Source organism: Nostoc sp. (genome assembly GCF_036916575.1).
In the GTDB taxonomy this organism is placed as follows: domain Bacteria; phylum Cyanobacteriota; class Cyanobacteriia; order Cyanobacteriales; family Nostocaceae; genus Nostoc.
The window spans coordinates 1-8,984 of record NZ_JBALGC010000062.1; the positions used below are offsets into that span (position 1 = coordinate 1).

Below are 8,984 nucleotides of genomic sequence, written 5' to 3' on the forward strand. Positions count from 1 at the left end.
AGAATCATTACTGCAAACAGTGCGACAAGTTGAAGAATCTAACTGGAAAACCCAACTAGAAGCAGGAATTGACCGCATTGGTATTGGAGATACAACTCTCTACGACCATGTACTTGATTGGATATTTCGTTTTGGGCTAATTCCTCAAAGATTTCAGCAATTTAGTGGGTTAGAACGCTACTTTGCGATGGCGCGGGGTCAAGAAGGAATTCCAGCCTTGGAAATGACTAAGTGGTTCGATACTAACTACCATTATCTTGTCCCAGAAATTGCAACAGATATATTACCAGCTGATTTCAGCGACTTTATAGAAACCGTGTCTCGCGCTCAAAATATATTAGGGAAAAAAGCAATTCCCATAGTGTTGGGGCCTTGCACTCTACTACGTTTGAGCCGACTGGAATTAAATATAGACGAGGCAGTATCAAAGCTATTGCCACTCTACTTGAACCTGCTTATAGAACTGAAGAATCTAGGAATAGCAGAAGTGCAAATACATGAGCCAGCACTTGTTTTAGGTGATGCTAATTCCTGGAAAAAAAATTTCAAACTGTCTATAATTCGCTAGATGCAGTAGGAATATCTTTGCATTTAGTTACTTATTTTGATGATTTAGGTGAAACATATCCTTGGGTAATAGATTTACCAGTTACTGCTATTAGCTTAGACTTGACACGCGGACGCAACTTAGAGTTAATCAAAACTCACGGTTTCCCGCAAAATAAGCGACTAGGAGTAGGGATTATAGATGCAAGAAATATTTGGCAAGTTCGTCCAGAAAAAGTTGTTCCTCTATTACAAGAGGTTGTAGAGACCTTACATGGAACATCTCTAGATATTCAACCATCTGCTTCCTTACAGTTCGTTCCCTACGATGCCAAACGAGAAAAACAATTACCATCACAGCTACGTAATGTCTTGAGTTTTGCCGAACAGAAACTTCAAGAAGTGGTTTTATTGGCTCGAACAATAAAAGGTGACAACACTAAAACAGAGCAAGAATTTATAGAGTCAACCTGGAGTACATTCGAGGAGTTTAGTCCAGCCAATCAGTCAGTTCAAGAAAGACTGAAAGCTCTGAAGACTGATGATTTTCAACGCTCATTATCCTATGGATTGCGGCTGGATTCCCAAATGACTCTGCCGCTGTTCCCAACAACCACAATTGGTTCCTTTCCCCAAACTTCTGAAGTTCGCCAACTTCGAGTCCGCTATAAACGGGATGAATTGAGTCAGTCAGAATACGAAGCTGCAATTGATGCTCAAATAGCCGAGAGCATTAAACTACAGGAGGAATTAGGGCTAGATGTTTTAGTACATGGTGAATTTGAACGCACCGACATGGTGGAATTTTTTGGACAGCAATTATCAGGTTTTGCTTTCACTGAAAATGGCTGGGTGCAAAGCTACGGTAGCCGTTATGTCCGTCCACCAATTATTTATGGTGATGTAGTTCGCACTACGCCAATGACGGTACGTGAGTTTAAAGTAGCTCAATCATTGACTGAAAAACCTGTAAAAGGGATGTTAACAGGCCCTGTGACGATCTTAAATTGGTCTTATCCCCGGACGGATGTTTCCAGGTCAGAACAAGCTTTTCAAATTGCTTTAGCACTGCGGGATGAGGTAGCAGATTTGGAAGCTGCTGGTGCAAAGGTAATTCAAGTAGATGAACCAGCGCTACGTGAAGGTTTACCTCTAAAGCCTCAACAGTGGAGTGAATATCTTTCTTGGGCTGTAGATGCATTTCGGTTGGCGACAGCAGTAGCTCAACCCCAAACCCAAATCCACACTCACATGTGTTACTGCGAATTTGGTGACATTATCAAAGATATTGAACGGTTAGATGCTGATGTGATTTCGATTGAAAATAGTCGCAGCAACAATCAAACTCTACGAGAAATTACAGAAGGTGGTTATTCACATCAAGTTGGTAATGGAGTTTATGACATTCATAGTCCTGTTGTCCCGACAACTGAACAGATTTTAGAGCAGTTGAGGACTGGAGTTGCTAATTTACCCGTAAAACAAATTTGGGTGAACCCAGATTGTGGTTTAAAAACTCGTCGTTGGGAGGAAGTAGTTCCAGCTTTAAAAAATATGGTGGAAGCGACAAAAGTCTTGCGGAAGGAAGCAAATGCAACTGGGAGATAGCAATAGCCCCAGACTAAGGTCTGAGAGTGCTTTAAAACTTTAGCAAGAGGCTTATTATTGAACTCACTCAATAATAAAGCCTGATTACCTACACTATTTTGTGCGTTCTCCGCGTCTGTGCGGTGCTTTTTGTATTGGAGTTTAAACGTGACGATCGTAACAGTAGAAACAATTACAGCAATTGACGACAAACTATCCAAGCGATTTTTAGAACTCGATCCGGCAGGTTACTTCATTATCTATTTAGATCGGGAAGCAGGCTTAATTTGCGCGAAATATTTTACCAATGAAGTTAATGAGCAAGGATTGGCTGTCGATCCAGAAACCGGAAAACCCATTCCTGCAACGGTCAAAGTGGAACGACAACCAACTGCTACCTTTACAGGAAGAACTGCTAAAGAAATTTGCATTCAACTGTTTGAGTCAACAAAACCTTCACCAGTGAGCCGATTGGATCATGCGGCTTACTTGGGACGTGAGTTTATGCGAGCAGAATTGGCATTGGTGACAGGACAAGACTACGTACAGGATTGAATACGCTTGTGATGATTTAACGGTGCGATTGATGGGTTGCCTATCGCTTTTGCGACAACACCGATAACCTTTTTGTTATGACGCGATTGCCTCCGGTGGGGCGTAGCCCATCGCCATACAGTTGGGGCTAATTTTGTGGAGACTCATTCAGTTGTTGTTGAAGTTGTTGGACTTCCTCAATCGATAATCCGGTAATACGAGCAACAACTTCAACTGGAAAACCTTCTCGTAAAGAATTATTGGCAATCTCTCTCTGTTTTTTTGCCTCTGCTTCTTCCTGAATCGAACGGTAAATCACAGATTCCTGCATGATGTCTCTCCGCACTAGACTATAAATTACGTCTTGCTCTAATCTTAACCCAGCCAGAATTGCCGAAGCCGCTATCAGATTCGCCTGTATCGCTGGGTCTTCAATCTTATCGGCAATTGTAGTCGCCTGGCGTAATGTCTCTGCTGGATTTGCAGTCTGTCCCAGTGTAGCAAAGGGCAATAGTCCAGGATATTGCAAAAACAGTGAGGCAGGTTGCTCCCACAACCGAATCACATCAAATTCATGGCGTGTGCGTTCCATTGTGAAACTCGTTTGATAAACCAACTCTGAGTTAGTCTGCTTCAGATAAATCACAACTTGCCGCATCGGTTTGCTTGGATCTTTGCGATACATTCGCACGCGGTAATCCAAAACACGGAATGGAATATTTTTCTTGGGAAGTGTTTGAAACTCGAGATGCAAAACAGATTCGTCTGATTCCAGCAAAATTAGGGCATCGGCGCGAATCGGATCGAGGGAGAGTTCAGAGGGTTTGAGTTCTGTCATCGTGACAGGCTTTCCTAACAGCCAACTAGCGAAGTCGGCCGAGAATTGTTCGGCAAGGAATCGGCAGGTATCGTCATACATGGGAGAGATTGTACAACTGATTATACCGATTTGATTTTCAGTAAATCTAACGTTTGATGAACAATTGTGGTGGGGTGATCGCTACAACTATTCAACCATTTTAATGAGCAGCGAACAGAATTGGTATTGGTGAAAGGACAAGACTACGTATACGATTAGATACACTTTTGATGACTTAACGGCAAAACGCAGCGGCGGCAGATAACCTTGGTACCCCACAAGTAGCTTTTGCCCGTCCGCTGCCGTGACGTGTTAGACCACGGGTTTAGCCTGTAAACAATCCTTACTATAAGCAATAGCCTTCGTTCTAGAAGTTTCTTGAATCGTATCCAGGCAAGTCTTAGGCTAGTTATATCAGGACAAGCTATTGTTACAATAATGAACATCAGGCGAAACACCTAAGAGGAATGAACTTATGGAAAATAAAAACTTAGAAGCAAAGCAACTTGATGAGCTAGATGCATATTCACTATATTTGGAAATAGGCAGAGAACTGGGAGGAAAACAAGCACTTCCCTCCGACAGGGATACGTTATTCGCTTTAGCTAGTGCGTGGATGAAAAAGAAAAGAAGCCAATTTCAATCCGCAATTTGCAACAATCAGAACATAAAAGATCTATTTAAGAAATATGAGAAGCAAGAACAGCGAGTAGATTTAATTCTTGCTATCGGAGACCTTATTGCCGGTATCACAATAGGAGTTTCACCTCTGACAGTGAGTGCATTGATCGTCAAAGAAGGTTATGAGTCACTATGTTGCTAGCAGATTTAATACTTTAAACGCGGCACTCAACAAACACTCTGTATCGATATGGATTTTTCTTGCCTGCCCTAAAACCTTATCACCTGCAGTTTCTAGGGAGAAATTTAGAGCCATTCTCATTCTTTCTACAGTTGAAGGATGCGTATCAGGGAAAGAGATTTCAGGGGTCAGAAATTTCGTAAATGACTCCAATATAAAATTGCAGTAAAAGAAGAATTGAGCTCCCTGCAAGAAATAGTCTTGTAGAGGACCCTCAAGTGAAGCTGATACAGTGGTAACCACTCCGTTACCCACTATATCAGCTATATATTCCTGTGAATGTGATCTACTGATCATTTCTATATTTTTATCTGGAACAACCCCACGCAAATTTTGAAGTTCATCTAAATGACCATCAATAATATGCCCAAACTCATGACCGACTACAAATACCTCTGCAGAAATTGCTAACATTTCAGCAATAATCCTTTCACCGGAATCAAAAATCTCATGATCATAAAAAAAATCTGATTTGATTCCATAATATTCAAAAACTGAGGCAATGAGCATTTGCGTTAGATAAACATACTCGCAATCTTCAAGAACAGATATTACAAGATCCCGATATGCTTGCTCCCAATCATTTGATTGAAAATTTATTTTCACATATTTTTCTATAGGCACTAAAGCTTGAAGCCGCATTAAAATCCTTGCAATTCTTGCAAGAAAAAATGGCATTCCTACATTGAATAATATTATGTGTTCATCTGAATCGGGTACTTTAATTGCAGATGCATTAAAGTTAGTATTATGAACTGTCCCGAATACCGTAGAGTCTAGTTTTTCTAATCCCTGACCTGCCTTCTCTGCCAGTTTTTGAACTGTTGGCATTGCTATCAACCTGGCGTTGTTTATGACTCTGATAAAGGCTGGGCTTTCATACTCTGTGTACTGATTCTCTAGCAATGCACGCTCAATTTTACTGTCAGCTTGTTCCGCAGATTTCATCATTATTCCAATAATGTTTTTATATTCTTCACTATTTAAAGCGATATCCTTGAAGCTTTCATTGCCTGGAAGAGTACTTTTCGATGAAATTATAGAATGGAATACTCGTCTTTGCCGTTCCCTTCTGATTCGTGTTCCCATACCTTTACAGAATTCTTCTTCCGCCTCTAATAGAGTAGGAAAGTCTTGGCCGTAACGAATAGATAGTAATGTTTCTTGGATTTCCTTCAAATATGATATGGCTTCCATTTCTTCAATTTTCTCCCAAATAAACTAAAGGTAAAAATAGTGCTTATATTACGATTCAAGAAAGAACTGGAAACTTTTGGGTTTGTCAGCTCTTCTGAAAATGAACCATTAAGTAAAAGTTACTATCCAAGCCGAAGATTCCGAGATTCGGTTGAGAATAAAAAGTATCTTGTAATACTCTTTTGTCAGCAAGTCAGAAGAACCATTTACATAAAATTAATTCTAGTAATGCCAGAGTTTTGTTTGTCCATACACTCAAGATATCTCATCTTGCCTTGAAGAACCTTCAGTTGGTCTAACTATTTATTATACGGAAACTTTCCGTATAATCTTTTATCAATCCTAATATATTCAAGCATTACAACTAACTCCTGTCTGAAATATACGGAAAACTTCTTTTTTACCCCATTATTTGGGTATTATACCGAATTTTTCCGTATAACCACCCTTCACGGGAGGATTATATGGAATTTTTCCGTATATCCCTTGCTGTTATCAAGAATTTTTCCGTATAACATCCTTGTTTAGAGTATTAAACGGAATTTTTCTGTATAACACATTCTATGGAGCAACGTCCTAAGAAACTGCTAGAACAAGTGCAAGATGTTATCCGACTTAAGCACTATTCTTACCAAACAGAGAAGACTTATATTTACTGGATTAGACGTTATATCCTTTATCATGATAAGCGTCATCCTAAAGATATGGGAAGTGCAGAAATCGAAGCATTTTTAACGCATCTTGCAGTGAATGAAAATGTGGCTGCATCAACGTAACTCTACATCTAAACCAATAATAAACCTCTCTTAAAAATCATCCCAACCTTCAATACTAGAGGACATAACATAACTGGTTACACTCGCCTCAAAAAAATTTGCTTTCGTGTGAGCTTCTTTCTTGGTATCGGAAAAACGTTCCAAGTGAGCATAGGGGCTTTTCTTGTAGATAGCTTCTGTCCATAATTGCTCTAAACCGATCGCCTTCAAGCGAGCATTTGCCAGATATTTTGTATACTGTTCTGTGCTGTTGGCTGTAATGCCCAAAATATCATCTCCGACAATATGTGCTGTCCACTTGCATTCATGCTCGACGGCAACAGCAAACATTTCATAGATTTGTTCGCGGCTGTGAGGGAAAATTTGCATCGCTTCTGGAATCAATTTTTGATACAGTCGCACATGAGAAAGTTCATCTCGGTTAATCATTCTAAAAATATCGGCACTCCCAGACATCAGCATCCGTGAAGAGAGATTGTAGAAAAATATAAACCCGTTATAGAAGTACAATCCTTCTAACGGGACTTAAACATTTTTGAGGCAAAAACAAGCCTCAAACCTATACAGGACAAGAGAAATACACCAAAGGCTCAAAAACGCTTGAAACCCAGATATATCAAGAAAACAGATAAAACGATGTCAAAGCCTTTCTATATATAGGTTTGATGGGTTTTTCAGGCTACTTTTTGTCTAAGTCCCGCTAACAAATAATCCGCCAACAGCGATACGAAATAATTCTCTGGTGTCGGGTTATCGACATACTTTTGGTATAATCCAGCAATGAATTCGCATCGTTCTTTGAGAATGCGTAGGCGTAGCCCGCCGCAGGCATCGCTCCGCCAAAAATCATAAACTTGTGTGCGGCGATCGCTCGGAATCACTGTTTCAATGATGTATTGATAAGACTGATTGTGCATTGCTTCTTGGGAAATTTGCTCTGCCATACACAATGCAATTTCTGGTGCGGTAATACTGTTTTTAATATGAGGCACATTACAGGTTTGCACCGAATCGAGAAAAGTCAGGTAACTGAGGATGCCATCAAATGCACGTCGTTCTCCAGGCGTGAGATTGGCGTAATCTGTTACATCCTGAGTAATGTCTATTTTTTCGGGAATCCAAAAGTTCTCTCGCATTTGACGGTAGAGAGATACAGCCCACGAATAGCGAACATCATTTAATTGCATTAAGTTCGTAGTCTCCCCAAACCATATTAAACGGTTTGCTGTATTATCACTCCCGTTCGGATTAAAAACGGGATTAATTGACATTAATGATTGTCTTGGTTGATACATTTTATAGTTGAAAGGGAGTAGGGAGTAGGATTAAAAAAGATATATACACTGACTCAGCATCTATGATAATTAATAGTTATCGGGATTTGAAAGTTTGGCAGTTGGGTATAAGTTTGACCATGCAAGTTTATCTATTAACATGAGATTTTCCTAAGTCTGAAACATATAGTTTGAGTAGCCAAATGCAACGGGCGGCAGTATCGATCCCATCAAATTTGGCAGAAGGTTATGCTAGAGATTCAACACAAGAATTCCTTCGATTTATAGCGATCGCTCTCGGTTCTTTGGCGGAACTTGAAACCCAGCTCATTAGACCTCTTGCAAAAGTCTCATGAGCGTGGGACAAGTAGGTTAGAACTTTCTTTACATCTATGACCTACGAAAAGGTAAAAAATCTCAAACCGGAAGAATTCAAACGCTTGTGTGGTGTGCATCCTGAGACTTTTACTCAGATGACAGAGGTAGTGAGATTACGTTCAAAAACAAAGCTGAAAACAGGGCGACCAGGTAAACTGAGCTTAGAAAACCAATTGTTGATGACATTGGAGTATTGGAGGGAGTACCGCACCTATTTTCATATTGGCCAATCTTAGGGAGTCAACGAGTCAACAGCATATCGTATCATTAGAAAAATCGAAGATATTCTCATCAGTTCAAGAGAATTTTCGCTTCCTGGGAAGAAAAAGCTTTCCTACCAAAATTATCAGATAGAAGTAGTGGTAGTGGATGTTACGGAAAGGCCGATAGAACGTCCTAAAAAAAACAGAAACAGTTCTATAGTGGTAAAAAGAAAAGACATACATTAAAATCTCAAGTTGTCGTAGACCAAAGTACTGGAGAAATCCTCTGTACCGCACATGGTAAGGGAAAAGAGCATGATTTTCGTATTTTCAAAAATAGTAAAGTTAGGTTAAGAAAAGATATTGAATGCTTGGGTGATAAAGGATATCAAGGAATTCATAAACTTCATGCCAAGAGCCGAATACCAAAAAAGAAACCTAGAGGTGGTGAACTCAACCGTGAAGAGAAAAAAAGTAATCAAGAGTTAGCTAAAGTTCGAGTTGTGGGTGAGCATATCAATCGAAAACTGAAAATATTTAAAATTTTGTCTGACCGTTATCGCAATCGTCGAAAAAGATTTGCTTTGAGATTTAATCTCATAGCTGGTTTGTACAACTATGAGCTTCGTCTCCCCAAAACTCAATCTGCTTAAATGACTTTTGCAAGAGGTCTAATTTAACTCAGTTTGAGTTAGCCGATGCTGCTGGTATTCATTCTCGGTCTGTGGGGAAGATTGAAGTGGAAAGCCTTATAAAGATGGAAGTCAA

General features: G+C 39.8%; 7 protein-coding genes and 3 pseudogenes. 6 read left to right on the forward strand and 4 right to left on the reverse strand.

Annotation, left to right across the window (positions count from 1 at the left end; translation table 11 throughout):
* Nucleotides 1–19: 19 nt before the first annotated feature.
* Both metE and V7L29_RS13970 read left to right on the forward strand, forming a co-directional pair.
* Nucleotides 20–2,154 (forward strand): annotated as a pseudogene (metE, locus tag V7L29_RS13965) (5-methyltetrahydropteroyltriglutamate--homocysteine S-methyltransferase).
* A 153-nt stretch (nt 2,155–2,307) separates the two neighbouring features.
* The gene (locus V7L29_RS13970; protein ID WP_334735864.1) at nt 2,308–2,688 is read left to right on the forward strand and encodes a DUF4346 domain-containing protein; all 381 of its coding nucleotides are present in this window, start codon (nt 2,308–2,310) and stop codon (nt 2,686–2,688) included.
* 127 nt (nt 2,689–2,815) lie between these two features.
* Here the strand turns inward: V7L29_RS13970 and V7L29_RS13975 are convergent, their stop codons facing one another.
* The gene (locus tag V7L29_RS13975) at nt 2,816–3,586 is read right to left on the reverse strand and encodes an Rpn family recombination-promoting nuclease/putative transposase (protein ID WP_334735858.1); all 771 of its coding nucleotides are present in this window, start codon (nt 3,584–3,586) and stop codon (nt 2,816–2,818) included.
* Between the two features lie 415 nt (nt 3,587–4,001).
* Between V7L29_RS13975 and V7L29_RS13980 the strand changes: the two genes are divergently transcribed.
* Nucleotides 4,002–4,349, forward strand: a complete 348-nt coding sequence (locus V7L29_RS13980) for a hypothetical protein (protein WP_334735859.1) — start codon at nt 4,002–4,004, stop codon at nt 4,347–4,349.
* On the opposite strand, the gene V7L29_RS13985 is transcribed toward V7L29_RS13980, so the two are convergent.
* Nucleotides 4,338–5,585 carry a hypothetical protein gene (locus V7L29_RS13985; RefSeq protein WP_334735860.1) on the reverse strand — a complete coding sequence of 416 codons (1,248 nt, stop codon included), beginning with the start codon at nt 5,583–5,585 and terminating at the stop codon, nt 4,338–4,340. The genes V7L29_RS13980 and V7L29_RS13985 overlap by 12 nt on opposite strands.
* Before the next feature lie 563 nt (nt 5,586–6,148).
* Here V7L29_RS13985 and V7L29_RS13990 point away from each other — a divergent pair.
* A complete protein-coding gene (locus tag V7L29_RS13990) occupies nt 6,149–6,361 on the forward strand; it encodes a phage integrase N-terminal SAM-like domain-containing protein (protein WP_334735861.1) in 213 nt (70 codons plus the stop codon).
* Nucleotides 6,362–6,391: 30 nt separating this feature from the next.
* On the opposite strand, the gene V7L29_RS13995 is transcribed toward V7L29_RS13990, so the two are convergent.
* Together V7L29_RS13995 and V7L29_RS14000 are read right to left on the reverse strand one after the other, a co-directional pair.
* Entirely contained in the window at nt 6,392–6,871 is a 480-nt protein-coding gene (locus V7L29_RS13995) for a ribonucleotide-diphosphate reductase subunit beta (RefSeq protein WP_334735862.1), read from the reverse strand.
* Between the two features lie 164 nt (nt 6,872–7,035).
* The gene (locus tag V7L29_RS14000; RefSeq protein ID WP_334735863.1) at nt 7,036–7,632 is read right to left on the reverse strand and encodes a ribonucleotide-diphosphate reductase subunit beta; all 597 of its coding nucleotides are present in this window, start codon (nt 7,630–7,632) and stop codon (nt 7,036–7,038) included.
* Nucleotides 7,633–7,814: 182 nt separating this feature from the next.
* Between V7L29_RS14000 and V7L29_RS14005 the strand changes: the two are divergent.
* Nucleotides 7,815–7,991, forward strand: a pseudogene (locus V7L29_RS14005) (four helix bundle protein); the annotation flags it as partial.
* A gap of 36 nt (nt 7,992–8,027) precedes the next feature.
* Nucleotides 8,028–8,869 (forward strand): annotated as a pseudogene (locus V7L29_RS14010) (IS5 family transposase).
* The last annotated feature ends 115 nt before the right edge of the window (nt 8,870–8,984 follow it).